The organism is Bengtsoniella intestinalis, from assembly GCF_039719005.1.
Classification (GTDB): Bacteria; Bacillota; Clostridia; order Oscillospirales; family Oscillospiraceae; genus Oscillibacter; species Oscillibacter intestinalis.
In genome coordinates this window covers 109,701-134,454 of the sequence record NZ_CP133584.1, presented here as the reverse complement: position 1 = coordinate 134,454, position 24,754 = coordinate 109,701, and the positions used below count along the sequence as shown (strand labels likewise).

Sequence of the window (24,754 nt, the reverse complement as noted above, 5' to 3'; positions counted from 1 at the left end):
TATACTTCTAAGCACGAGAATACCTTCAAGCCCCTTGTTCAAAGGAGAGTTTTCCATGGAAAAACTGCATCGCCCCCGTTTCAATGCTATGCAAACCTTAACCCTAGGTTTTGCCGTGATTATACTCGTTGGTGGCCTTTTATTATCCCTGCCCTTTGCCACCAAATCTTCTATCCCCCTCCCCTTTTTAGACGCACTGTTCACCGCCACCTCTGCCACCTGCGTCACTGGGTTGGCACTGTATGACACCTTCACCACCTTCACTTGGTTTGGGCAAGCGGTGATGCTCTGCCTCATCCAAATCGGCGGTTTGGGCTTTATGACCGTGTCCATTTTAGTGGCCTTTTTATTGGGCAAACGCATCGGCCTCCACCAGCGCTCCATATTGATGGATGCGGTGGGCTCGTTATCGTTGGCTGGCGTGGTTCATTTAACCCGTATGGCGCTGATTTGCACAGGCGTCATCGAAGGCGTTGGCACTGTACTGCTGGCCTTCTGGTTTGTTCCACAGTTTGGGCTGTGGCAAGGCCTATGGCACAGCCTGTTCCACGCCGTGTCGGCCTACTGCAACGCTGGCTTTGATTTGATGGGCATTGTCTCTGCTGGCTCCTCCCTCACCACCGTGTACGACCAAGTATATTTGAATCTGGTGATTATGGCGCTGATTATCGCTGGTGGTTTGGGATTCTTGGTTTGGAATGATTTGCTGAGCAATCGGTTTGCTTGGAAAAATCTGCGCCTACACTCTAAAATCGTCCTCTCTGCCACAGGTATTTTATTACTGGGTGGCACAGTGGCTTTCTATCTTCTGGAATACAATCAAGCCTTTGCTGGCTATGGCTTAGGCACCCAATGGCTCATGGCCGCCTTCCAATCGGTGAGCCCTCGTACTGCTGGCTTTAACACCGTGGATTTAAACACCCTCAGTCCAGCTGGTATGCTATTGACACTGGTGCTTATGTTCATCGGTGCAGACTCCGCCTCTACTGGCGGTGGCTTGAAGGTCAACACCATTGCCATTTTACTGCTGTCCACTGTGGCACAGCTGCGGCGCAAACGTGATATCACCATCTTCCACCGTCGGCTGGATTTAGACTCTTTAAACAAGGCCTACTCCACCGCCATGCTCTATTCTCTGTGCTGTATTTTAGGCACCATGGTGCTAACTTTAAACGGCTATAGTTTGGTGGATTCCCTGTTTGAAGCCATTTCTGCTATGGGCACCGTGGGGCTCACTTTGGGCATCACCCCATCCCTACCCTTAGCTTCTAAATTGGCGGTGATGGCCATGATGTTCATCGGCCGTGTGGGCAGTGTATCTGTGGCCATGGCTATGACCAACGACAAGCCACAACCAAAAATCCGCTATCTCAAAGAACAAATTTTAATCGGATAAGGAGTACACTATGAAATCCTTTTTGGTATTGGGTCTGGGGCGTTTCGGCTACCATTTGACCCGTGAATTGGTTGCCTTGGGCAACGAAGTGATGGTGCTAGACCGTGACGAAGACCGCGTTTCTCAGCTCTCTGGCATTGCCACTGCCACCTGTATTGGCGACTGTCAAGACGAGCAGGTGCTCCGCTCTTTGGGCGTGGATAATTTTAACGCCTGCTTTGTCTGTGTCAGTGATGACTTCCAATGCTCGCTGGAAACCACCGCTATTTTGCAAGAATTAGGGGCAAAATATGTGGTGTCCCGTGCAGACCGCGAAAAGCAAATCCGCTTTTTATTGAAAATCGGCGCTGATTATGTGGTCAACGCAGAAATGGACACCGCAAAGCGCATTGCCACCAGTTTCTCATCCACCAAAGTCTTTGATTATTTCGAACTCTCCCCCCAATATGCTGTCTTTGAAATCACCACCCCAGTGCCATGGGTGGGTCACGCCGTGAAAGAATTGGACATTCGCTCCAAGTATAATATCAACATCTTGGGTATTAAATTCCACGGTGAAATTGTCCCCTTGCTAGACCCTAACTACGTCTTTCAAGATGATACCCACCTCATCATCGCTGGTGACAAAGCCACCAGTTTGGCTCTGGCCAAGGATGATTAAGCCTCAGCGCCCTTCTCATTACGGTTTTATATGGCAAAACCATTGGAAAATCACTGATTTTCCAATGGTTTTTTGCATAGTTTCAATAAAATTTCAAAAACTACTTGCAAATTATAATAACATCGTGTAATATAGTATCAGAAACTATATTACACGATGTTATTCACCCAGAGAAGGGAGCTTGCTTATGAAACAACTATTTTTAAAAGCCCAAGACCCCATCAGCTGTCAAACCCATGCTTGGGGCGCAGTTGGTGCGTTTTTAGGCTGTGTGATTTATTTAATCCGCGGGTCTTATGGCAATGTATCTGCCCTGTCCTTATCTGCCGCTGTCTGCTTCACCTTATCCATGATAGCTTTGTACAGCGCCAGCGCCATCTACCATTTCTACCCTGGTTCTTACGCCTCCAAAGGTGCTAAGCGATTTTTACGCAAGCTAGACCATAGTATGATTTATGTACTCATCGCTGGTAGCTACACCCCTTTTTGCCTCATTCTCCTGCCCCAACCCACAGGCACTCGCTTTTGCATGATCCTCTGGTGCGTGGCATTGACAGGGGTGGCTGTCAAGTTATTGTGGATGAATGCCCCACGCATTCTCTCCACCGCTTTTTATCTGATTATGGGCTGGGCTATTTTATTTGTGGCTGAAGATTTTGCCACCATCGGTCAACCATGCCTATCACTCATTGCCTTGGGTGGCGCTAGTTACTCCATTGGCGCTGTGTGTTATGCCATCAAAAAACCCAACATTTCCACCACTTGGAGCTTCCACGAACTATTCCATCTATTGATTTTGGGTGGCTCTTTATTCCACTATTTGGCGGTGTATTTCTACGTACTATAACAAAAAACCCTTTTGCTTGTCTGCGTTGTGTGGTATACTTATACCTGAAATGTAGCAAGCAGGAGGGTTTTATTTTGTCTAAAACCGTATTCGTCCAAACCGTTACCCACTACAATGCCCAATTGGTTGAGCAAGCCGTGGAAACATTGTTCTCCCAACTAGAGGCGCCGCAGATGATTTCGTCCCAAACACGCATTCTTTTAAAACCCAATATCCTTGCCAAGCACCCTCCAGAACACGCTGTCACCACCCATCCCATCGTTGTGCAAGCCGTGATTCATGCCTGTGTGCGGCGGGGAGCCAAGCCAGCGAATATCCTCCTAGCCGACTCCTCTGGTGGGGTCTATCATCCCAGTCAAATCAAGTCTTTTTATAAAACTTGTGGCTTTGCATCCCTAGAAACCAGTGAAGGCATTTCCCTTTACACAGATTGCCAATCCACAGTTATACAAACAATAAATGGCAGAGTCGCCAAAGAGTTTGACATCATCAACCCAGCGCTGGAAGCTGACTTTATCATCAATCTACCAAAATATAAAACCCATGTGATGACAGGTATGACTGCTGCTTGCAAGAATATGTTTGGCCTTGTGCCCGGGCTAAAAAAATCCCAATGGCATATGCGTTTCCCCGATAAGGAACGCTTTGGTCATATGCTCATGGACCTCCTAGAAGTCTGTCCACCCCAGATGGCCATCTTAGACGGTATCATCGGCATGGAAGGTGACGGCCCTGCTGGAGGCACTCCTCGCTGTGCAGGTGTGTTAATGGCCAGTGAGGATATGGTCAATTTAGACCTGGCCATTGCCCACATGATGGGGCTTGCACCTATGCGTGTGCCCTACTTGCAAGCCGCCTACCAACGGGGTCTTGGGGATTCTGCCATCGATTTATCCACGGTGGTAGGCGATTTACCTGTGATGGTTGACTGGCAACTCCCCCGTAGTTACCAAGGCAACAGCGAGAGCTGTATGGACTTTGCCGACCATATCCCCAAGGTGTTCACCCCTTTGATTCGCAAGATAGAATCTGCAATTGCCCCCCAACCTTTGGTGATCCCTTCCCTTTGCATTGGCTGTGGCAAATGTAAGGAAATTTGCCCTCAAGATACCATTTCCATTGTCAAAGGCAAGGCAAACGTCCACCACAAACAGTGCATACGATGCTTTTGTTGCCACGAAGTATGCCCCGTAAAAGCCATCGATATAAAAAGTTTTTCTCTGTTTAAGCTATAAAAAAACCCGTTGCAACTTATGTTGCAACGGGTTTTTTAAAGTTAGCAATTATGCTTCGGAAGTCAACAGTGTGATGCCGTCGATGCCCAGAGCAAAGTAAGGAGCAGAACGATGGACAGATTCGTGGAATGCGCCATCATAGATAGCTTCTGCAGAATCGTTGACCCAGTCACCATCGGTGTCTAGAGCCATTGCAGAAGTGACTTCTTCGCCGCCCACGGTGAAGGTGGTGGTGTCGAACACTTGCAGGCTGCCATCAGCGATTGCAGCAAAAGCAGCATCAGCAGCTTCTTGGCTGCCATCTGCGCAAGAAGCGCCCAGAGCAGAGATAGCAGTTGCGCCATCAGCGATACCGCAAGCATAGTCAGCAGGAACTGCTTCGCCAGACATCAAGGTTTCCAAGGTAGCTTGATACAGCACAGCCCACACGTTTTGTGCAGAGGTCAGGGCAGCATCGGGAGCCACAGCGGTCATGTCGATGTTGTAACCAACGCTGTAAACCACGGTGCCTGCATCGTATGCAGCTTGCACAGCAGAAGGAGCGCCAGTGGAGTCAGCGTGTTGGCCAATGATGACGCAACCAGTTGCAATCAAAGCGTTGGCACATTCGCCTTCAGCAACCAGATCAAACCAGCTGTTGGTGAATTGAACTTCCATGTAAGCTTCGGGAACGATGGATTGGATGCCCAGCAAGAAAGCGGTGTAACCAGAAACCACTTCAGCATAGGGATAAGCACCAACATAACCAATCTTAGGATCGGTCACAGTGCCAGCGTCCATCAGTTCAGCCAACTTCATGCCAGCCACGATACCAGACACGTAACGAGATTCGTAGGTGTATGGGAAGATGTTGTGCAGGTTAGACAGGCCAGAAGTAGCAGCGGTATCACCAGTGCAAGCAACGAAGGTCACATCAGCGAATTCAGATGCAGCTTGTTGCATATAGGTTTGGTGACCATAAGAGTCGGAGAAAATGATGTCGCAACCTGCATCTGCCAAGTCAGCGGCAGTATCGTAGCAGGTTTCATCTTCAGGAATGTTGTACTTGAAGGTCACTTGGCTCAGGTCGATACCCAAGTTAGCACAAGCAGCTTCGATGCCTTCAATGTGAGCAAGGTCATAACCAGAGTTTTCGTCGTGAACCAGAATTGCGCCAATTTTAATGTCGCTAGCGGCAATGCCAGTGGCTTCCACTGCTTCGGTGGTAGCAGCTTCGGTGGTGGTGGTGGTGGTAGTGGTAGTGGATTCAGTGGTGGTGGAGCTACTGCAGGCCACCAGGCTCAGAGCCATGGTTGCGCTCAATAACAATGCGAATAGTTTTTTCATCTTTAGAAATCCTCCTAATTTTTTTAGTTATATGCTGTTATTTGGTTTCCATTGGATAGTATAATCATACCTGTTATTTCACAGAATTACAATGGGTTTTTAACAAATTTTTAACATAAAATTGGAGAAATTTAAAAGTAATACCTTGATTTTTTGTTAAATTTAAACAAAAATCAATTCAACCCATTGGTTATTACACCACAAGCCAGATGGTATTACCTATTTTGAGGTGCAAAAAGAGGCCATCACAACGATGGCCTCTTTTTGCAAAATTTATTGATAAATAGAGGTGCCAGTTTTGCCAGCAATGCCGTCTTTTGCTTTTTCAAGCAAGGTAATCAAGGACGTACGCCCTGCCTTAGACTCTGCAAACTTCACAGCAGCTTGCACCTTGGGAAGCATAGAACCAGGGGCAAATTGACCTTGTGCCTCATACTTACGAGCATCTTCTGGGGTCAAATCGCTGAGCCATTGTTGCTCTGGCTTGCCAAAGTAAATGGCCACCTTTTCAACAGCAGTCAAGATAATCAGCGCATCTGCGTCCAAAGATTCTGCCAGCAGTTCAGCGGCAAAATCCTTATCAATCACAGCGCCAGCACCCTTCAAGTGACCGTCAGCTTGGCGAATGACAGGGATACCACCGCCGCCACAGGCGATGACCAATTGCCCTGCATCCATCAAAGCATTGATGGTGTCCAGTTCCACAATGGCCTTAGGCTTGGGGGACGCCACACAACGACGCCAGCCACGGCCAGCATCTTCCATGACCGCATTGCCACGGCGACGCATTTCTTCCGCTTCTGCTTGGGTCATAAAGGTACCGATGGGCTTACTGGGATTGTTAAAGGCAGGGTCTGCCCCGTCCACTTCTACTTGGGTCAAAATCGTGGCCACAGGTTTATTGATACCACGACGAATCAATTCTTCACCCAAAGAGTTTTGCAAGTCATAACCGATATAGCCTTGGCTCATGGCTGTACAAACGGACATAGGTGCCATGGGATGGGTACTATCTTCACGGGACAAGGTAGTCATAGCGATGTTAATCATGCCCACTTGGGGCCCATTGCCATGAACCACCACCACTTGGTGGCCTTGTTCAATCAAGTCAACAATGGCTTTCGCCGTATGCTTCACAGCCGCCATTTGTTCAGGCAAATTGTTGCCCAGAGCGTTGCCGCCCAAGGCAATGACAATGCGTTTTGACATAGTATATACCTCACTTTTTCTAACGTTCTACTTCAGTTATAGATATAGTATGGGCAGGAATAAACCAATTATCCCTGCCCATACTGACAAGTAATAAGTAAGAATGAATAGTGAAGAAGTATCGATATTGTTTACACTTTTTCACTATTACTTTTTACCTGTCATTTAGTTTTTAACCAAATGACAGCATCCCTGCCCATACTCTGATTTGATTTCTTAGAACAGCTTGCGCTTGTCAGCGCCGTCCATGGCTTGCAGTGCGGCAACGGGGTCTTTTACCTTAGCCAGCATAATCATAGCAGCAATGATATAAGGCTTGAAGGAAGCTTCTTTATACAGGGGCACCAAATACTTGTTGAACACAGCTTCGTCTACTTCGCCTTCTTCGCAAGACAGACCAGTGATGTCAGCAGGCAGGCAGTGGAGATACAGGGCTTCGCCGTCTTTGGTCTTTTTCATCATTTCTTCGGTGCAAGCCCAGTCTTTGTGTTGTGCATTTTGAGCCAGCAGTTCTTTTTCCAGTTCCTTGATGCCAGCTTGGTCGCCTTCTTGGTACAGCTTGGTGCGCTTTTCCATGGCGGCAAAGGGAGCCCAAGACTTGGGATACACGATATCAGCGTCAGCGAAGGCTTCTGCCATGTCGTTGCACTTGGAGAAGGAACCGCCAGTGGCTTCTGCGTTTTTACGAGCGATCTCTTCCACTTCAGGCATCACTTCATAGCCTTCAGGATGGGCCAGAACCACGTCCATACCGAAACGGGTCATCAAACCGATAACACCTTGGGGCACAGACAAAGGCTTGCCATAAGAGGGAGAATAGGCCCAAGTCATGGCAATTTTCTTGCCCTTCAAGTTTTCTACGCCACCAAATTCGTGGATGATATGGAGCATATCAGCCATGGCTTGGGTGGGATGGTCAACGTCGCATTGCAGGTTGACGTGGGTGGGTTTTTGTTCCAGAATGCCGTCACGATTGCCTTCGGTGACAGCGTCCATGAAGGTTTTTTGATACTTGTGGCCTTCGCCGATGAACATATCATCACGGATGCCGATAACGTCAGCCATAAAGCTGACCATGTTGGCAGTTTCACGGACAGTTTCACCATGGGCGATTTGAGAGGTCTTTTCGTCCAAGTCTTGGACTTCCAAACCCAGCAGGTTACAAGCGGAAGCGAAGGAGAAACGGGTGCGGGTGGAGTTGTCACGGAAGATGGAGATACCCAGACCAGAATCGAACACACGGGTAGACTTGTTGCGTTCACGCAGGTCACGCAGAGCGTCAGCCACGGTGAAGACAGCGTCTAGTTCTTCGTCGGTCTTGTCCCAAGTCCAATAGAAATCGCTGTTGTACATATTGTTAATGTGCAGTTTTTCCAGTTTTTGAGATAATTCATAAGCCTTAGACATAAGATTGTTCTCCTTATTATATATGTATTGTTTTTTGTAATCGGTGAAACGGGACGGGATGGAACCCGTCCCCTACAATGGGGATGCAAAATTCAGGTAGGGGCAGGGTTCCATCCCTGCCCGCCCCAAATGGGTTTTACATTATTTAATATCGTTATCGGTCAGGGTTGCACGGAATTGAGCCACGTCAGACTTGTTTTCTTCTTTGTACAGGCCAGGTACGGCGGCGTACATAGCGGCACAGATGGTCAAATCTTGCTTGTAAGTCACTTCGTTGGGTGCGTGTGCTTGGGATTCTGCACCAGGGCCGAAGCCGACGCAAGGGATGCCATAACGGCCTTGGATGGACACGCCATTGGTGGAGAAGGTCCACTTATCAGTCAAGGGACGGCCTTCACGCTTAGACATGGAAGCGTCGCAACCCAAACGGATTTCACCCCACAGAGCGTGGTGTGCGTCTACCAATGCTTGGACATGGGCGGCGGATTCTTTGTTAATCCAAGTGGGGAAATAGCATTCAGTTTCATACACTTCGCCAGTCCAAGAGGGACGGTCATACATATACATAGAAACCACAACGTCGTCGCCATACTTTTTGCAAGCAGGCAGATTGCGGATTTCATCCAAGCAGGACGTCCAAGTTTCACCAGCAGTCATGCGGCGGTCGATGGAGATGGCGCAGGAGTCAGACACAGCGCAACGGCTGGGAGATGTAAAGAAAATTTGAGAGGTGGTGCAAGTGCCGCGACCCAAGAAGCGAGCGTCTTCGTAGCTTTCAGGGTTGAATTTGGGGTCAAGCATTTTCACAAGACCCTTAATTTCAGTGCCTTCTTCACAATCATTTTCGTTCAATGCACGGACTTCTTGGAGAATGTCAGCCATTTTGTAAATGGCGTTGTCGCCACGTTCAGGTGCAGAACCATGGCAGGACACACCCTTCACATCCACACGGATTTCCATGCGGCCACGGTGACCACGATAGATACCGCCGTCGGTGGGTTCGGTGGAGATGACAAATTCCACCTTCTTTTGGGCTTCTTCCACGCTGGCAAAATACTTATTGCAAATGTATTGCCAGCACATGCCGTCGCAATCTTCTTCTTGCACGGTGCCAACCACCATAATTTTATAACCTGCAGGAATCAAGCCCATGTCCTTCATGATTTTACCGCCATAGACAGCGGAGGCCATGCCGCCTTCTTGGTCAGAGCCACCACGACCGTAGATAATGTCTTCGGTTTCGTAACCCTTATAAGGGTCAGCTTCCCAGTTATCAATGTTGCCGATGCCAACAGTATCGATGTGGGAGTCAATGGCGATAATTTTCTCGCCGTCGCCCATCCAACCAATCACATTGCCCAAACCGTCGATTTCCACTTTATCATAGCCCAGCTTTTCCATCTCGGAAGCGATACAGCGTACAACACCTTCTTCCTCACAGCTTTCGCTGGGAATGGCAATCATATCCCGGAGAAAACGGGTCATTTCTGGTTCGTAAGCTTTTGCAGCAGATTTGATAGCATTAAAGTTCATGGTAGATCCTCCTAATAAAATTTGTAATATGTTGGAATTATTTTGTTAAATCCTTTGGTGTTTCTATCCTTATCATAACACAAGATTTGGAGATGTCAAACAAAAAATAAGAAAACCTAAAAAAATTTTTGAAAACCCATTGATTTATGCAAAATTTATGGTATGATAGAAGCATAAAGGAAGACCTTTATTGGATTTGACCTAAAAAAGAGGAGGGATATCACACGGAAAGCGGAAAGTTAGACCTGCTTCGACAGGTGGCAGTCGGTATCGCCACCCAGTTCGGAAACGACTGTGAAGTGGTGGTGCACGATTTAAGCAAAGACATTGATAGCTCCATCGTTGCCATCGAAAATGGCCATGTATCTGGTCGCTCTGTTGGCGATGGTGCCTCTAGCGTGGTGTTAGAGCAAATGGAACATCTCGATTCCCAACCCCAAGACCATTATTCGTATCTCACTCGCACGCCAGATGGCAAAATCCTGAAATCTTCCACTATGTATATCCGAAACCACCGTGGGAAGGTCGGCGCTATTTTGGCCATCAACTTAGACATCTCCAAACTCCTCATGGTGGAAGACGCCATCAAGCCCTTTATCTCCACCCAAGAACAAGCTCCTAGCGAACCTGAAAAAATTGTCAACGTGAAAGACTTGCTGGACGATTTAATTGAACAATCCACCGCTTTGGTGGGCAAGCCTGTGGCGCTGATGACCAAGGACGATAAAGTGCGTGCCATTCAATTCCTCAACCAAAACGGCGCATTCCTCGTGACCAAGGCTGGGGATAAAATTGCAAAATATTTTAGTATTTCCAAGTACACCTTATATTCATATATTGATAATAAACAGGAGGCAAAATCACATGATTAATCTGGACATCAACAAAGCTGGCTTAGCCAACAACATTAAAAAAGCAAAAGAAGAAGGCATCATCATCCCCACCATCGCACAAATGCGTCACCCCGAAACCGCACCTGCTGCCATCCAAGAAAAGCTGAAGACCACTGGCCTGTGGGATGTGAACCCTGCCAACCTGTTCCGTATCACTTGGAAAAACGAAGCCAAGGAATTTGGCGGCGGCTTCCAAGAAGTCCCCAACTATATTGAGCTCCCCTCTGAACTCACTGGCGTCAAGGCTCGCATCGTGGCCATGGCAGGCAAGTGGTTCCCCACTGGCTGTCACAAAGTGGGCGCTTCTTTCGGCTGCCTCGCACCTCGTCTGGTCACTGGCCAATTCGACGCTACTTATCACCACGCTGTGTGGCCCTCCACTGGTAACTATTGCCGTGGTGGCGCATTCAACTCCAAGTTGTTGGGCTGCGAATCCATCGCCATCCTGCCTGCCGAAATGAGCCGCGAACGCTTTGAATGGCTGCAAACCATCGCTGGCGAAATCATTGCCACCCCTGGCTGTGAATCCAACGTGAAGGAAATCTTCGATAAGACTTGGGAACTGAAACAACGTGAAAACGTGATGATTTTCAACCAATTCGAAGAAATGGGCAATCCTCTGTGGCACTATAACGTGACTGGCGCCGCTTTGGCAGACCTATACGAAGCCATCAAAACCCCCTCCAGCCGCCTCTCTGGCGCTTGCTTCACCTCTGGCTCCGCTGGCACCATGAGCGCTGGCGACTACTTGAAGGACTTCTACCCCACCATGAAGTTGGGCGTAGGCGAAGCACTCCAATGCCCCACCATTTTGGACAACGGCTTTGGCGGTCACCGCATTGAAGGCATCGGCGACAAGCACATCCCCTGGATTCACAACGTGAAAAACACCGACATGGCCATCGCCATCGACGATGAAGATTCCCAACGTTTGCTCCGTCTGTTCAACACGGAAGACGGCAAGAACTATCTGCTGAACACCTTGAAGATGGACCCAGAAACCGTTGAAAAACTGGGCTGGTTGGGTATCTCTGGTATCGCCAACGTGCTGTGCTGTATCAAAATGGCCAAGTATTACGAAATGACTGAAGAAGATGTGGTCATGACCGTTTTGACCGACTCCGCTGTCATGTATCAAAGCCGTATCGACGAATTGGACAATAACCACGGTGCATATAACCCCACCGAAGCCATTCTGGATCACAACCTGCATATGCTGAACCTGAAGACCGACAACCTGTTAGAATTGACCTATGCAGAACGCAAGCGTGTTCACAACCTGAAGTATTACACTTGGGTGGAACAACAAGCCCGTGAAGTGGAAGACCTGAACGCTCTGTGGTATGACACCAAGGGCACTTGGGATGCTGTCCACGCACAAGCCACCGCTTTGGACGACTTGATTAACGAATTCAACGAAGCCACTGGTGTGCTGAAAAACCTGTAAGAAACGCTCGTAGGGCGGAGCACAGTCATTCCGCTACGCTGCATGACAAGGAATAAGTAAAAGTGAAGAGTGAAAAAGTATAGAGCGCCCACCGCATTCTTACTTTTTCACTCTTACTTATTATTTATTACTTTTATCTGCTCCGCCTTCATTTTTTAGGAGGATGTCATGACCTATCAACGCAGTTACACCCTGTTTAAGATGGCATTTATATTGGGCTTTGGGGTCATTATCCTCAATTGGTTTTTAGAAATATGGTGGCTATTATTGGTGGGCATCGGCATCATCTTTCTAGGCATCAAGCAACTGCCCTTTTTCTACCGTTGCCCCCATTGCAAACAGCAATTGGACGTGCGCCAAGGCAAACTCCCCCACTGTCACCACTGTGGCGGCGAGTTGGATTGGTGAATATTTCCAGCGTCCTCCCGTGTTTCAGTCATCTCAAACGCTATCAATTTTGCAACACTTTGGACGGGAGGCTAATAGCCTCCCCTACAAAAACGTTGCGTATTTTTAATTCCCCTGTCCGCTCCCCCCTACTACAACAAAAGGAGAACCCGTCATGAAATACGTCAAATATGGTCAGTGCATCAAGTGCGGTAAAACCCATGAGGCCACTGCCAACCTTACCACCTGCGACTGCGATGGTATTTTAGATATTATCTACGATTACGAAGCCATCAAGGCTGACTTTACCAAAAAAGACCTGCACCACCGCCCTCGCACCATGTGGCGCTACAAAGAACTGCTCCCCGTGGAAGATACCACCACCCCTCCCCCACTGCGTGTGGGTTGGAGCCCCTTGTATGAAGCAGACCGTTTAGGCGCGCAACTGGGGCTTGGCAAACTGTGGGTGAAAGACGACGGGCAAAACCCCACCGCCTCTTTGAAAGACCGTGCCAGCGCCATGGCCGTGGCCAAGGCCACCGAAGCCGGTGCCAAGGTCATTGCCTGCTCCTCCACTGGGAACGCCGCCTCTTCTTTGGCTGGCAATGCCGCTGCCGCTGGCTTGAAAACCTACATCTTCGTCCCCTCTCGTGCGCCTAAAGGCAAAGTTGCCCAATTGATGACCTTCGGCGCCACCGTCATCTCCGTCCAAGGTAGCTACGAGGACACCTTTGAGCTGTCCAAGGCCGCCATTGACAAATGGGGTTGGTACAACCGCAATGCCGCCATCAACCCATACCTGTCTGAAGGCAAGAAGACTGTGGGTTTGGAAATCATGGAACAACTGGGCTGGGAAGTGCCCGATTACATTGCTATTTCCGTGGGTGACGGTTGCACCATTGCAGGGCTGTGGAAGGGTCTGAAAGACCTGTACGCCATTGGCTTCATCGACAAACTGCCCCGTCTCATCTCTGCCCAAGCAGAAGGCTGTTGCCCCTTGAACCGTGCCATTGAAAGCGGTGAAGACTGGTATCCCATGGAGGAAAACACCATTGCCGACTCCATTGCCGTGGGTGTGCCTCGCAATGCAGAAAAGGCACTGATGGCCATCCGCGAATCCAACGGCATTGTGGTCAATGTAACGGACGCTGAAATCATGGCGGCTCAAAAACTGTTGGGTCAAACCTGTGGCGTGTTCGGCGAACCTGCTGGTGTGACTGGTGCGGCAGGTGTGAAAAAACTGTGCGACGCTGGTATTCTTGGTGAAAATGATACTGTGGTCAGCGTGGTGACTGGCAACGGTCTCAAAGACGTGGCCAACGCCATCGCCGCTTGCGGCGAGCCCATCTCCATTCCCTCCGATATGGAACAACTCCTATCCGCTTTTGCTGAACACAACATTGTAGTAGACTAATCACTTCTAAAACAACATCTGTCAATACCAAAGGGACTGTAAATCGTGGCATAACCACGACTTACAGTCCCTTTTATGGATGCTTATTCTGTGATAAACTCCGCTTGCTCTAAGTGGAAATATTGATACTCTGGCGTTTCCTCTGGCGTAAAACTGTTGAACACCCCAACCACCGTGGCATACTCCCCCATTTGGGGATAGTCATCTGGGCAGGTATATGCCTCTTGGTCTGCCAAAACAAACTCAATGCCTTGGGCACAGCAAGCAGTGGCATCTTCCACAATGATACCATAATAATAAGTGTCTACGCTTTCCACGTAATAATATGCGAACATCCCGTGCATTTTTACTGTCCGCCCTGCATAATCCTCTGGGTAGAGCATCATGGCGTATACTTGGGAATAGACCAAGGTGCTATTCATAGCCGTCAAGTCAATTTCCACAGACCCATAACTACCAAACCCCTCATCCGCCGTTTCTACCGCCACTTCTGGGGTGATTTCTGCGGTTGATTCTTGGGTTCCCGTGGTGAGCACATCCTCCACGGTGGGAACCTGTGTGGCGCTATCCATCAAGGTGGATGTAGATTCTTCTGCCCCACAGCCACTGAGCATCAGCGCCAGAACACAGCCGACCATCAATTTTACGTGCATCTTCAATCTCCTTATTTTAACCGTGCCACCAACGTGGATAGCCCAAAGGCCAGCAAATCCATCACCACAATGGTGGAGCCAACTGGGGTGCCAAACAAAATGGAAACCACCATGCCCACCAAAGCACACACCACAGACAACACAGCGGCACAAATGGTGACGGCACGGAAACTATGAAACAATTTCATGGCTGCTGTGGCTGGAAACACCACCAACGCCGTAATCAGCAACGAACCCACCAAATTGATAGACAGCACAATGATGACCCCAATCATCACCGCCAACAGCAAGTTATAACCGCTGGTGTTGGTGCCCACAGCTTTGGCAAAGGATTCGTCAAAAGTGATGGCAAAAAACTTATGGTAAAAAAACAAATACAGCCCAATCACCACCAGTGACAGCACAATACAAAGCGTCACATCCCACTGCGATAGGGTCAAAATAGACACCGAGCCAAACAAGGTGGTGCACACATCTCCTGCCAAATTGCCAGAGCTACCAAACACATTTAACAGCAAATACCCCACCGCCATAGCACTAACCGACAACATTCCAATGACGGCATCCCCTTTGACATGGCTGTTGCGCCCCATGTGTAGCAACGCCACAGCACACACGATGGTCACACCCAGCACAAAAGGCATATCATTGGTGAAGCGAAGCACCGATGCAACAGCCATAGATCCAAAAGCCACATGGGCAAGGCCATCGCCGATGTAAGAATATCGTTTGAGCACCAATGTAACCCCCAACAAGGCGGCACACAGAGCAATCAGCGTGCCCACGATGATGGCATAGCGCACAAAAGGGTACTGGAGATAGTCCACCAGTTTTGCAAACAATTCAACCATCTGTCTCACCGCCTTTGTCTGCTGCAAGCGTCTTTAAATAGTCCGCTTTGGTGCCATAAAAGCTAGGCTGTCCTATAGAGAGCACATGAGTGGCCCCATTCAACGCCCCCTCTACATCGTGGGATATCATCACAATGGTGACCCCTTCTTGGCGATGCAAGGTGGATAGCAATTGATAAAATTCACGGCTTACCTCTGGATCTAACCCAGTGACAGGTTCGTCTAAAAACAAGACTTTTTGGGTGGCACACAACGCCCGCGCCAACAGCACACGTTGTTGCTGCCCCCCAGAAAGTTGTCGGTAACACCGCTTCGCCAGATGGGCGATGCCCATGCGCTCCATGGCGGTGGCAACCTGCGCCAATTCTTGACGGTTGTAAAACGGACGCCAACCCAAGCGACTTTGGCAACCCGAACGGACAATTTCTGCAACAGAAGCAGGAAAATCCCGCTGAATATCACTTTGTTGGGTCAAATAGCCAATATCCTTTGCCCTGACCCCATCTCCCAAGGTGACTGTGCCACTGGTACGGGGATGTAGCCCCAGCATAGCCTTCATCAGTGTGCTTTTGCCAGCGCCATTTTCCCCTAAAATGCACAGATAGTCCCCTTGCGAAATTTGTAGGTCTAACCCTTCTATCACCAGTGTACCCTCATAGCCAAGGGAGAGCCCATTGCAGCTGATTTGTGCCATGCTATTCTCCTTTTTAACCCAGTGCCGTTGCCAACACAGCGAGATTCTCTACCATGATATCTAGATAGGTGTCGCCATTTTCCACATCTTGGGCGGTGGTGGATTGCATAGAATCCATTGCCAAAATGGTTTGATTTGCCATTTGTGTGGTGGCAGAAACGGTTTGGGCGATTTCATGCTGTGGATTTTCAATGGTGAGGATGGTCTCCACCCCCAGTGCGTCCACCTGCTCCGCTAAAAAGACAATGGTTTCAAAGCTTGCTTCTGTTTCCGCGGAGCAACCACTAAAGGCGGCATAGTACTCGATGCCATAGTCTGTCACCAGATACAAAAATGGAAAACGGTCAGCCACCACAATCACATTGCTTGTGGCCTCTTCCACAACAGCACTATATTGGGCATCCAAATCTGCCAACGCAGCCCCATAGCCTTCTAAATTGGTGGCATATACTCCACTGTTGTCAGGATTCATCATGGTAAGCTGCTCTGCGATAGCGCCAGTCAAAACTTGGGCATTGCGTAAAGACAGCCAGATGTGCTCATCAGCCTCAGTTTCTTCATCTTCATGGTCGTGGTCAGCCTCAGTTTCTTCATCTTCATGGTCGTGGTCAGCCTCAGTTTCTTCATGGTCGTGGTCGTGGTCTGATTCCATGCCTTCCACCAATTCCTCTGCCAACACCCTATCCCCCAACGCTTCCATCAAGTTCAGCACCAGCATATCGTCATTCACACTTTGCGCCAACACACCCTCTACCCACGCGTCTGACTCACCGCCCACATAGATAAACAAATCGCAATCGGCAATGGTGACAATATCGTCAGCAGTGGGTTGATAGCTATGACTGTCTGTGCCAGTGTCTAACAAATACGTCAACGCCACACCATCTGTATCACCTAGTAGTGTCTTCGTCCAGTCGTACAAGGCAAAGTTAGTGGTCACCACATGGTACGATGTTTCTTCACTGGCAACCTCTGTTTCTGCACTGGAACAGCCTGCGGTAAACAGCACACAAAAAGCTGTGAGCATAGCAAATATTTGTTTCATAGTATCCCCCTATTATGTTGCAAATGTGATGGATAACAAGGGATTTAATCGATTTAATTCTCCCCTTGAATTTTCCCATCATTTGCAAATCATTGTAGCAAGAACACCACAAATTGTCAAGGATAATTTGAGAACCGTTTTCATTTTCGACAAAAGAGGCTGTCTCTACCGTGACCCTTCACAGTAGAGACAGTCTCTTATCTGGCTTATTTCATCATCCAAGCCATGTCCCAAAAGGCCAATTCGTACTCTGAACAAGCAAGAAAAATATCTTCTAGGCGCTGTTGTTGCGCCTCGGTATACTCTTTTGTCCAGTCGTTGAGCATTTCTATCAGCACTTGATTTTTCTCGGCATAGTCATCGCTGGCATAGCCTCGAATCCAACTCCCATACAGCGCATCATCCACGCACTCTGGGCGATTTTGCACCATGGTTTTGGCAATCACTTCATAACTGTAGGCGCAAGAGAGAATGGACGCCAGCACTTCCACCACGCTCCCTTCATAGGCTTGGCGCAACATATACGATGTGTAAGACAGATTGGGCAAGGCTGGCTTGGTGGTGTCAATCTCCTCTTGGGTGATGGCCAGTGTCCCCATATAACCACGGTGAATGTCCATTTCCGTATGTGTCAAGGTATGGATAGACCCAGCAAACAACTGCATAGTTGGGATGCTATTGGCCTTCGCCACCCCAATGGCAAAAGTTTTGGTATAGTCCACCAGATAGAGGTAATCTTGAATCATATACTGGCGAAATTTTTCTTGCTCCAATGTACCCTCTTGAATGCCCAGCACAAATGGATGGACATAATATTGCTGCCAAATGTGACGGCTTTTTCCAAGCAAATGTTCCACAGTGGTCATACTGCCACCTCCTTGCCTATGGCTCTCGTAATGGTTTTTAAAGGCAGGGCTAGGACAATCCCACAACACAGTAGCATTAAGGGTATATTTTGGGTCAGATTGTAGACCAAGCTATAGCCCCAAGCACCCCAGCCCTCCCAAGCGTATTGCCCGAAAAAGAGAGCACCGCTGAGGATATGTGCCACCGTTTTTAACACAGTGGCCAACAACAAGCCCAGTATCAAACGGCCTTTGGTTTTGTAGCCAAACAGACCTGCATACCCCAAGCAGGAAAAGCAAATCAAATGTTCCACAAAAATTTGTGCCCAGTGGACTGGTTGCCAAGGGGCAGACACGAAAATCACCAGCACACCGCACACCCAGCCTGCCACGATTGCCAATCGCTTATCCCAAACCAACGCCATCAACATCAATGGCACTGGTGCGCAAAGGGACCAGCTAGCACCCGTGGGCAAGGGAATCAGAATCAAGGTCAACACAATGGTAATGGCAATAATCAGCCCTGCCACGCAGATATCTTTCGCCGTGAGCCGAAGGCCACGCACTATAAAAATACTGATAGCAAAATAAAACAAACAAAAAATCAATGTCAATGCAGATGCTACGCTCATTGTGCTACCTCCTGCGTTTCCACTAACGCAAAATTATGGCAAAGTGGGCCACTGCCCTGCCCCAAATCCAACATGGCTTCCAATGCCCCAGAAATATAGGCTTTGGCTTTATGCACCGCTGTTTCCAAGCCATATCCCTTCGCCAAATTGGCAGCAATGGCACTGGAAAGGGTACAGCCAGTGCCGTGGGTATTGGGGTTTGCAATCCGCTGCCCATAAAACCATGTGAGCACGCCGTCTTGGCAGAGCAAATCATTGGCATCGTTAATGCTATGCCCCCCTTTTAACAGCACGGCACACCCATAGGTTTGACTGATGTAGGTGGCGGCACTGACCATGTCTTGGGCTGTGCGGATGGTCATACCTGAGAGAATTTCCCCTTCTAACACATTGGGTGTCACCACGGTGGCCATGGGTAAAAGCTTCTCGCAAAGGGCGCTCACCGCTTCACTTTGGAGCAAGCTTGCCCCTGATGTTGCCCCCATAACAGGGTCAAGGACAATATTTTTGGCTTGATAGCCTTTCAAACTACTGGCAATGGCTTCAATCAAAGAAGCGCTTGCCACCATGCCGATTTTAACGGCATCAGGCCGAATGTCTTCAAAAATCATGTCTAACTGTTGGGTCAAAAAGTCTGGTGGAACCTCTTGTATCCCTGTGACACCGGTGGTGTTTTGGGCTGTGAGGGCGGTAATTGCCGTCATTCCATACACCCCATTCATGGTCATCGTTTTCAGATCGGCCTGAATCCCGGCGCCTCCGCTGCAATCACTGCCAGCGATTGATAATGCTGTTTTCATTGATTCGTCTCCTTTGGATCATTTTTAGCATTCACATTTCTATAGCGGTAAAAAGTGGTGCCCCCAGTTTACCGCTGTGCCCCTGTCACCCAAATTTGATGACAAGGGATTTCCCTTTACTTCCCTTGGTATTTACCAATTTTCTGGTCTATGGTCAAGATATCTCCCTCTGGTTGATACACCACCTTGATATAGGCACTAACAGATTTAGCGCCTGCTTGGATGGCAACGTGTTGACACTGCTTTGCAATGTCCATCAGCTGGTCGTAGTCCTCCCCTTCGATGGTGGTCTCAAAGGGTCCCACCTCATAGCGCAGCCCTGTGCTTTGGATATAGGCAATCACTTGATCCACACGCTGACAAAGTTCTTGGTCGTTGCCTGCTTGTGGCAACACTTGAATGGCAATACTGGCGCTCATTGTGGCACCTCCTCAAATGTGATAATGGTTTCGTCTGCCATGGCTTGCAATGCTTCCCAGTGTTTTTGGCTTCCTGCATCATAAACCCCCACCAGATAAAACCCAGCGTCTTTGGCCGTTTTACAAGCATAAAACGCGTCTTCATAAACAGCAATATCTTGGGGCTGTGCGCCGAAACGCTCTGCCGCTTCCAGATAAATATCGGGGTGGTCTTTGCCGATGCCCTTGGTTTCGCAAGAGAGTAAAAAATCAAAACACTCTAAAATACCCAACCGTTTCAGGCAGGTTTCCATCAAATGCTCCACCGTGGCAGACGCCACGCAAAGGTTCACCCCTTGGCTATGCAATTTACCCACGTAAGCCTCCACCCCTTGTTTCAACGGGATGGTGTGGCGATAATAATCATCCATCATGTGGTGCATCTGAGAAACCAACACCTCAGGTGTTCCTTCCAAATGAAACTGTTGGATAAACAACGTTGCCGATTGCACCATGGTCATGGGCTTAATTTGCTCTAAAATCTCGTGGGGAATGGTGTCAATCCCTTTGGATGCCAGAAATTCATGTGCTAAATTCTCCCAATATGCCATGGAGTCAATCAGCGTGCCATCCATGTCGAAAATGGCATAGCGTTTATCCATGGCACAACATCTCTTCCACCTGTGCACGCAAAGCAGCAGTGGCTTCACCCACATCATCGGCGGCAAAAATGGCAGAAACCACTGCCACACCGTCTACCCCAGAGCCTGATAGTTGGTGTAAATTCTTGCCATTGATACCGCCAATGGCCACCACTGGGATGGACACACTGTTGGTGATTTCTTGCAAGGCATTTCCTGTCAAATTCCGCGCATTGGCCTTGGTTGAGGTGGTAAACACCGCTCCCACACCGATATAGTCTGCCCCAGCCGCTTGGGCGGCTTGGGCTTGTTCTACCGTGCCAGCGGAGATGCCCAAAATTTTATCTGGCCCCAGCATACTGCGAATGTCTCGCCCTTGTATATCGCTTTGCCCCACGTGTACCCCATCGGCATCAATGGCCAAGGCGATTTCCACGCTGTCATTGACCACAAAAGGCACAGCCGCTGCACGACAAAGGGCTTGCAGTTCATCCGCTTCTTGGGCGAAGACCTCTGGGTTTAAATCTTTTTCTCGAATTTGCAAAAAGGTGGCACCAGCTTTCAGCACGTCACCGCAAACGGAAACCAAAGTTTCCCCCTCCTTCAGCCACATTTGGTCTGTGACTGCATAAAGCTTCATGGCCTCTTTAATCTGTTGTTTTGTAAATTTCACAGCGCATTCCTTTCTCCAGCTGGGCTGGTGTGAGATTGAAGATTGCATCAATTAGGTCCGTACGGAACGTGGCATTCCCAGTGCCTTGTTCTAGGCGCTTAGCTTCTGCCAGCTCCCCTGCCACACCCATAGAAACCATGGCAGCGACTGTGGCAGTGAACGCATCGTCAGGCATAGCGCCACAGAAGGCACCAATGAGGGTGGTGAGCATACAGCCACTGCCAGTAATCCGTGCCATGGTGGCACAGCCGTTGTGCACAACAGCGCAACGCTGTCCATCGGTGACAATGTCCATCACACCAGAAACAGCAATGACACCACCAATTTGCACCGCCAAATTTTTGGCCATTTCCATAGAAACCATCAAATTCTCTCGGGTCACTGCATCGCCTGTGCCCACGTCCACGCCACTCGCTTGAGAAGCTTGGCCTGCCAAATAGCGAATTTCAGACCCATTGCCACGGATGACCGTGAAGGCTACCTGTTCTAGCAAGATGGTTCCCGTATCACGGCGCAGCGCGGTCCCCCCCACTGCCACAGGGTCTAGCACCACAGGAATTTTAGCGCCATTTGCCGCCTTCCCTGTGGCCACCATAGAGTCCACCATATCGATGGCTCCCATATTCAGCACCAATGCACTGGCGGCACTCACCGCTTCTGGTGCTTCTCGTACATCTTGGCACATGGTGGGCGAACCTCCCACCGCCAGCAAAATATTGGCACAGTCGTTCACCGTGACAAAATTGGTGATACACTGGACGAGAGGGGCTTTTGTTCGGACTTGGGTCAATGCTTGCGAACAGATATCCACAGCAAAGTCCTGTTGTGTTGTTTTGGGTTGATTCATCAAAAAACGTCTCCTTTTTCTCTAGGTTTGCAAAAAAAGACAGAAGACACCTAACGGTGTCTTCTGTAAAAAAATCGCAATTGCTTTGACTTCCTACGACGGCATTATCCGCATCAGGTGTAAGGGTCGAAGCTGAACGCTTCCTCTCAGCCTGTCATCACAAGCTCCCCTGTATTTGATTGTTGTCTTCATTATACACAGAATTTAACAAAAATGCAAGCCCTATTTTTTTGATGGGGATTATGCAGACAACAACACCTCCGCAACCGTATTGGTTCATTCCATAATATCCACCTTTTTCTTGACAAAGATTGAAACCTATGATATAAAGAACCAAAGGGAGTAGCTCACGCATAGCGTGAAGTGCGTCGTCAGTACGGTTGCTTTGGCAACCCGGTGCATTTCGGAAGTAGCAAGACTTTTATTGACAGTGGTGCAATAAAAGCCTTGTTTTTTTGCATCCAAATTTTAAAAAAGGAGCAAAAATATGTCTATTCTCTACTTAATTCTGGGATTTTTACTACTGATTTGGGGTGCTGACCGCTTTGTATCTGGTGCCACCGCTCTGGCGCAAAAATGGGGTGTATCTAATCTCATCATCGGCTTGACCGTAGTGGCCTTTGGCACCTCCGCCCCAGAGTTGGCCGTCAGCGTCAGTGCCAGTTTGGCAGGAGCCAACGAAATTGCCTTGGGTAACGTACTGGGGTCTAATCTTTTCAATTTGCTGGTGGTGGCAGGTCTCAGCGCCATCATGGCACCGCTCGTGGTGGATAAAACCCTATTATGCCGTGACTGGGTGGCTTCTTTGTTGGCAACATTGGCGCTACTAGGGCTGATTATAGATGGTCGCATATCCAGAGGAGATGCCACGGTGTTACTGCTGGGCTTTGTCACAATTATGGCCCTACAAATCCGTAACGCAAAAACAAGCCACCAAGAAGATACGCCACCTTGTAGCACAAGCAACCGAACCATCGCCCAAAACATTGTGTCGGGGCTAAGCGCCATCGTGATTGGCGGACAGCTCAGTGTCCACGGTGCCACGGAATTGGCGCGGCAATTTGGCGTGTCTGAAACGGTCATCGGCCTCACCATTGTAGCCATTGGCACCTCCCTACCCGAATTGGTCACATCACTGGTTGCCACCAAACGGGGTGAAACGGGCATCGCCATCGGCAATGTGATTGGCTCAAACCTCTTTAATGTGCTGTTTATTTTGGGGCTATCCTGTTTCATCACACCTATGACCGTAGCGGTCACCGCGGTATATGACACGGCCATTTTGCTCGTGGTGACCACAGGAATGTTGATGCTAGCCAAACAACGAAAGTTGAATCGTCTGTGCGGTTGTACACTGGCACTCCTCTATGTAGGCTACACACTATGGCTGCTTGTGCGGTAAAAATCGTCCATGGTTTCACAGGGATATTTTCAGCAATTTGCAAAGCAAAAATGTACCGACCCCCAAAAGTTAGACCTAAAAATCTAACGATTGGGGGTCGGTATTTTCATGGCAAAATACAGTTTTGAATTTAAGAAGCAAGTAATCATGGCATACGAAAACCAGGAAGGCGGATATGAATCTTTAGCGAAGAAATATGGTATACCATCACTAACCACAGTAAAAACCTGGCACAAGTCATACAAAGAGTTTGGTGATGATGGACTGGTTCGCTCCAGAGAAAACAAAAGCTATCCTTTCGATTTTAAGCTTTCTGTGGTAGAATTATATCTAACAACAGAAATATCGTATCAGGAACTGGCTTTGAAGATGGGCATCAATAATCCATCTTTAATTACCCGTTGGGTGAATGACTTCCGCATAGCGGGTCCTGCTGCGCTTCGGGAAAAGAGCAAAGGACGGCGACCAAAGATGGCTAAACCTGAGAAAATAGATAATGGCGATGAAACAGCTAAATACATCAAGCAGCTTGAAGAAAAATTGTTGCACGCAAGAATTGAGAATGCCTATTTAAAAGAATTGAGGAGGTTGCGCTTGGAAGAAGAAGCACAGAACAAAGAGCAAGAATTATCTGCGACCTCCGGCGATTGTTCCAATTAAAAGATATTCTTGCTGTTTTAAAGTTCCCAAAAGCAACCTATATGTATTGGCAGAAGCGATTTGACAAGGAAAATCCAGACAAAGAAATTGAAGAAAAAATCCTTGAAATTCGCGATGAACACAAGGATTTTGGCTATCGTAGAATTTTGGGTGAGCTTAGGAAAGCAGGCTGGCACGTCAACAAAAAGAAAGTCCAACGGCTGGTGCAAAAGCTTGGTTTGCAAGTGAAATCCTACACACGCAAGAGCCGAAAATACTCGTCTTACAAAGGGATTGTGGGCAGAATTTGCAAAAACTGGGTCAAAAGACGATTCAACACCAACATTGTGCATTAAAAAATCACAACAGATACCACTGAGTTTAAGTATTACGCATTTGACGGCAACGGTAAATTGATAATGAAAAAGTTATATTTAGATCCATTCTTGGATATGTTCAACGGCGAAATTTCAAGCTATAGCATTACCAAAACACCATCGGCGGAAGGCATTATGGCTGCGTTAAATGAGGCCATCGAGGTCACCAGTGACTGCAAATTCAGAAGAACTTTTCACTCGGGCAGAGGCTGGGCATACCAAATGAAACGCTATTCTAGGACACTGAAAGAGAACCGCATCTTCCAAAGCATGTCTCGGAAAGGCAACTGCCTGGACAACTCTGTGATGGAAAATTTCTTTGGTCTTCTCAAGCAAGAAATCTATTACGGCAATACGTTTTACAGTTTTGATGAATTGAAATTAGCCATAGAAAACTTCATTGATTATTACAATAACAAGCGCACAAAGCAGAAGCTAGGTTATTTCAGCCCTGTAGAATACAGACCGAAGTATCTCGCTGCATAAAAATAACGTAGCAGCC

Annotated in this window: 24 protein-coding genes, 1 pseudogene and 1 riboswitch; of the genes and pseudogenes, 10 read left to right on the top strand and 15 right to left on the bottom strand. The window is 48.4% G+C overall.

Going from position 1 to position 24,754, the window contains the following annotated elements:
- The first annotated feature begins 55 nt into the window (after positions 1-55).
- The 4 genes from RFF05_RS00765 (at position 56) to RFF05_RS00750 (ending at position 4,139) form a co-directional block, all read left to right on the top strand.
- Positions 56-1,396 carry a TrkH family potassium uptake protein gene (locus RFF05_RS00765; protein WP_409968549.1) on the top strand — a complete coding sequence of 447 codons (1,341 nt, stop codon included), beginning with the start codon at positions 56-58 and terminating at the stop codon, positions 1,394-1,396.
- 10 nt (positions 1,397-1,406) lie between these two features.
- Complete coding sequence (locus RFF05_RS00760) at positions 1,407-2,057, top strand: potassium channel family protein (RefSeq protein WP_409968548.1); 651 nt, start codon at positions 1,407-1,409, stop codon at positions 2,055-2,057.
- A 187-nt stretch (positions 2,058-2,244) separates the two neighbouring features.
- Complete coding sequence (trhA, locus tag RFF05_RS00755; RefSeq protein WP_409968547.1) at positions 2,245-2,904, top strand: PAQR family membrane homeostasis protein TrhA; 660 nt, start codon at positions 2,245-2,247, stop codon at positions 2,902-2,904.
- A 74-nt stretch (positions 2,905-2,978) separates the two neighbouring features.
- Positions 2,979-4,139 carry a DUF362 domain-containing protein gene (locus tag RFF05_RS00750; protein WP_409968546.1) on the top strand — a complete coding sequence of 387 codons (1,161 nt, stop codon included), beginning with the start codon at positions 2,979-2,981 and terminating at the stop codon, positions 4,137-4,139.
- Between the two features lie 48 nt (positions 4,140-4,187).
- On the opposite strand, the gene RFF05_RS00745 is transcribed toward RFF05_RS00750, so the two are convergent.
- The 4 genes from RFF05_RS00745 to RFF05_RS00730 all read right to left on the bottom strand — a co-directional run bounded on the left by RFF05_RS00745 (position 4,188) and on the right by RFF05_RS00730 (position 9,614).
- Positions 4,188-5,465 (bottom strand): BMP family ABC transporter substrate-binding protein, encoded by a 1,278-nt coding sequence (locus tag RFF05_RS00745; RefSeq protein WP_409968545.1) that lies wholly within the window; start codon positions 5,463-5,465, stop codon positions 4,188-4,190.
- A 273-nt stretch (positions 5,466-5,738) separates the two neighbouring features.
- On the bottom strand, positions 5,739-6,674 hold the full coding sequence (gene arcC / locus RFF05_RS00740; protein ID WP_409968544.1) for a carbamate kinase: 936 nt from the start codon (positions 6,672-6,674) through the stop codon (positions 5,739-5,741).
- A gap of 216 nt (positions 6,675-6,890) precedes the next feature.
- Positions 6,891-8,081: a knotted carbamoyltransferase YgeW gene (gene ygeW / locus RFF05_RS00735; protein ID WP_409968543.1), complete on the bottom strand. Its 1,191-nt coding sequence runs from the start codon at positions 8,079-8,081 to the stop codon at positions 6,891-6,893.
- Between the two features lie 141 nt (positions 8,082-8,222).
- Positions 8,223-9,614 (bottom strand): YgeY family selenium metabolism-linked hydrolase, encoded by a 1,392-nt coding sequence (locus tag RFF05_RS00730; protein WP_409968542.1) that lies wholly within the window; start codon positions 9,612-9,614, stop codon positions 8,223-8,225.
- Positions 9,615-9,859: 245 nt separating this feature from the next.
- Between RFF05_RS00730 and RFF05_RS00725 the strand changes: the two genes are divergently transcribed.
- The 4 genes from RFF05_RS00725 (at position 9,860) to RFF05_RS00710 (ending at position 13,755) form a co-directional block, all read left to right on the top strand.
- The gene (locus RFF05_RS00725; RefSeq protein ID WP_409970059.1) at positions 9,860-10,486 is read left to right on the top strand and encodes a transcriptional regulator; all 627 of its coding nucleotides are present in this window, start codon (positions 9,860-9,862) and stop codon (positions 10,484-10,486) included.
- Positions 10,479-11,954 carry a pyridoxal-5-phosphate-dependent protein subunit beta gene (locus RFF05_RS00720; RefSeq protein WP_409968541.1) on the top strand — a complete coding sequence of 492 codons (1,476 nt, stop codon included), beginning with the start codon at positions 10,479-10,481 and terminating at the stop codon, positions 11,952-11,954. The genes RFF05_RS00725 and RFF05_RS00720 overlap by 8 nt, the downstream gene beginning before the upstream one ends.
- 168 nt (positions 11,955-12,122) lie before the next feature.
- A complete protein-coding gene (locus RFF05_RS00715) occupies positions 12,123-12,362 on the top strand; it encodes a hypothetical protein (RefSeq protein ID WP_409968540.1) in 240 nt (79 codons plus the stop codon).
- Positions 12,363-12,516: 154 nt separating this feature from the next.
- Positions 12,517-13,755 carry a threonine synthase gene (locus RFF05_RS00710; protein WP_409968539.1) on the top strand — a complete coding sequence of 413 codons (1,239 nt, stop codon included), beginning with the start codon at positions 12,517-12,519 and terminating at the stop codon, positions 13,753-13,755.
- An 83-nt stretch (positions 13,756-13,838) separates the two neighbouring features.
- Here RFF05_RS00710 and RFF05_RS00705 read toward each other — a convergent pair whose 3' ends face one another.
- The 11 genes from RFF05_RS00705 to thiM all read right to left on the bottom strand — a co-directional run bounded on the left by RFF05_RS00705 (position 13,839) and on the right by thiM (position 21,834).
- Complete coding sequence (locus RFF05_RS00705) at positions 13,839-14,408, bottom strand: hypothetical protein (protein ID WP_409968538.1); 570 nt, start codon at positions 14,406-14,408, stop codon at positions 13,839-13,841.
- Between the two features lie 11 nt (positions 14,409-14,419).
- Positions 14,420-15,259: a metal ABC transporter permease gene (locus tag RFF05_RS00700; protein ID WP_409968537.1), complete on the bottom strand. Its 840-nt coding sequence runs from the start codon at positions 15,257-15,259 to the stop codon at positions 14,420-14,422.
- Positions 15,252-15,953, bottom strand: coding sequence for a metal ABC transporter ATP-binding protein (locus RFF05_RS00695; protein WP_409968536.1), 702 nt, complete (start codon positions 15,951-15,953; stop codon positions 15,252-15,254). Before RFF05_RS00695 ends, RFF05_RS00700 begins: the two co-directional genes overlap by 8 nt.
- Before the next feature lie 13 nt (positions 15,954-15,966).
- Positions 15,967-16,998: a metal ABC transporter substrate-binding protein gene (locus tag RFF05_RS00690; RefSeq protein WP_409968535.1), complete on the bottom strand. Its 1,032-nt coding sequence runs from the start codon at positions 16,996-16,998 to the stop codon at positions 15,967-15,969.
- Positions 16,999-17,204: 206 nt separating this feature from the next.
- A complete protein-coding gene (tenA, locus tag RFF05_RS00685; RefSeq protein ID WP_409968534.1) occupies positions 17,205-17,864 on the bottom strand; it encodes a thiaminase II in 660 nt (219 codons plus the stop codon).
- The gene (locus tag RFF05_RS00680) at positions 17,861-18,475 is read right to left on the bottom strand and encodes an energy-coupled thiamine transporter ThiT (RefSeq protein ID WP_409968533.1); all 615 of its coding nucleotides are present in this window, start codon (positions 18,473-18,475) and stop codon (positions 17,861-17,863) included. Before RFF05_RS00680 ends, tenA begins: the two co-directional genes overlap by 4 nt.
- On the bottom strand, positions 18,472-19,275 hold the full coding sequence (gene thiD / locus RFF05_RS00675; RefSeq protein ID WP_409968532.1) for a bifunctional hydroxymethylpyrimidine kinase/phosphomethylpyrimidine kinase: 804 nt from the start codon (positions 19,273-19,275) through the stop codon (positions 18,472-18,474). Before thiD ends, RFF05_RS00680 begins: the two co-directional genes overlap by 4 nt.
- Before the next feature lie 116 nt (positions 19,276-19,391).
- Positions 19,392-19,694, bottom strand: coding sequence for an MTH1187 family thiamine-binding protein (locus tag RFF05_RS00670; protein WP_409968531.1), 303 nt, complete (start codon positions 19,692-19,694; stop codon positions 19,392-19,394).
- Positions 19,691-20,335 carry an HAD family hydrolase gene (locus tag RFF05_RS00665; RefSeq protein ID WP_409968530.1) on the bottom strand — a complete coding sequence of 215 codons (645 nt, stop codon included), beginning with the start codon at positions 20,333-20,335 and terminating at the stop codon, positions 19,691-19,693. The genes RFF05_RS00670 and RFF05_RS00665 overlap by 4 nt, the downstream gene beginning before the upstream one ends.
- The gene (thiE, locus tag RFF05_RS00660; RefSeq protein WP_409970058.1) at positions 20,328-20,954 is read right to left on the bottom strand and encodes a thiamine phosphate synthase; all 627 of its coding nucleotides are present in this window, start codon (positions 20,952-20,954) and stop codon (positions 20,328-20,330) included. The genes RFF05_RS00665 and thiE overlap by 8 nt, the downstream gene beginning before the upstream one ends.
- A 7-nt stretch (positions 20,955-20,961) precedes the next feature.
- Positions 20,962-21,834, bottom strand: coding sequence for a hydroxyethylthiazole kinase (gene thiM / locus RFF05_RS00655; RefSeq protein ID WP_409968529.1), 873 nt, complete (start codon positions 21,832-21,834; stop codon positions 20,962-20,964).
- Positions 21,835-21,907: 73 nt separating this feature from the next.
- A riboswitch (TPP riboswitch) is annotated at positions 21,908-22,015 on the bottom strand.
- 306 nt (positions 22,016-22,321) lie between these two features.
- On the opposite strand from thiM, the gene RFF05_RS00650 reads away from it, so the two are divergent.
- Both RFF05_RS00650 and RFF05_RS00645 read left to right on the top strand, forming a co-directional pair.
- Positions 22,322-23,236 carry a calcium/sodium antiporter gene (locus RFF05_RS00650; RefSeq protein ID WP_409968528.1) on the top strand — a complete coding sequence of 305 codons (915 nt, stop codon included), beginning with the start codon at positions 22,322-22,324 and terminating at the stop codon, positions 23,234-23,236.
- 108 nt (positions 23,237-23,344) lie between these two features.
- Positions 23,345-24,738, top strand: a pseudogene (locus RFF05_RS00645) (IS3 family transposase).
- Positions 24,739-24,754 lie beyond the last annotated feature (16 nt).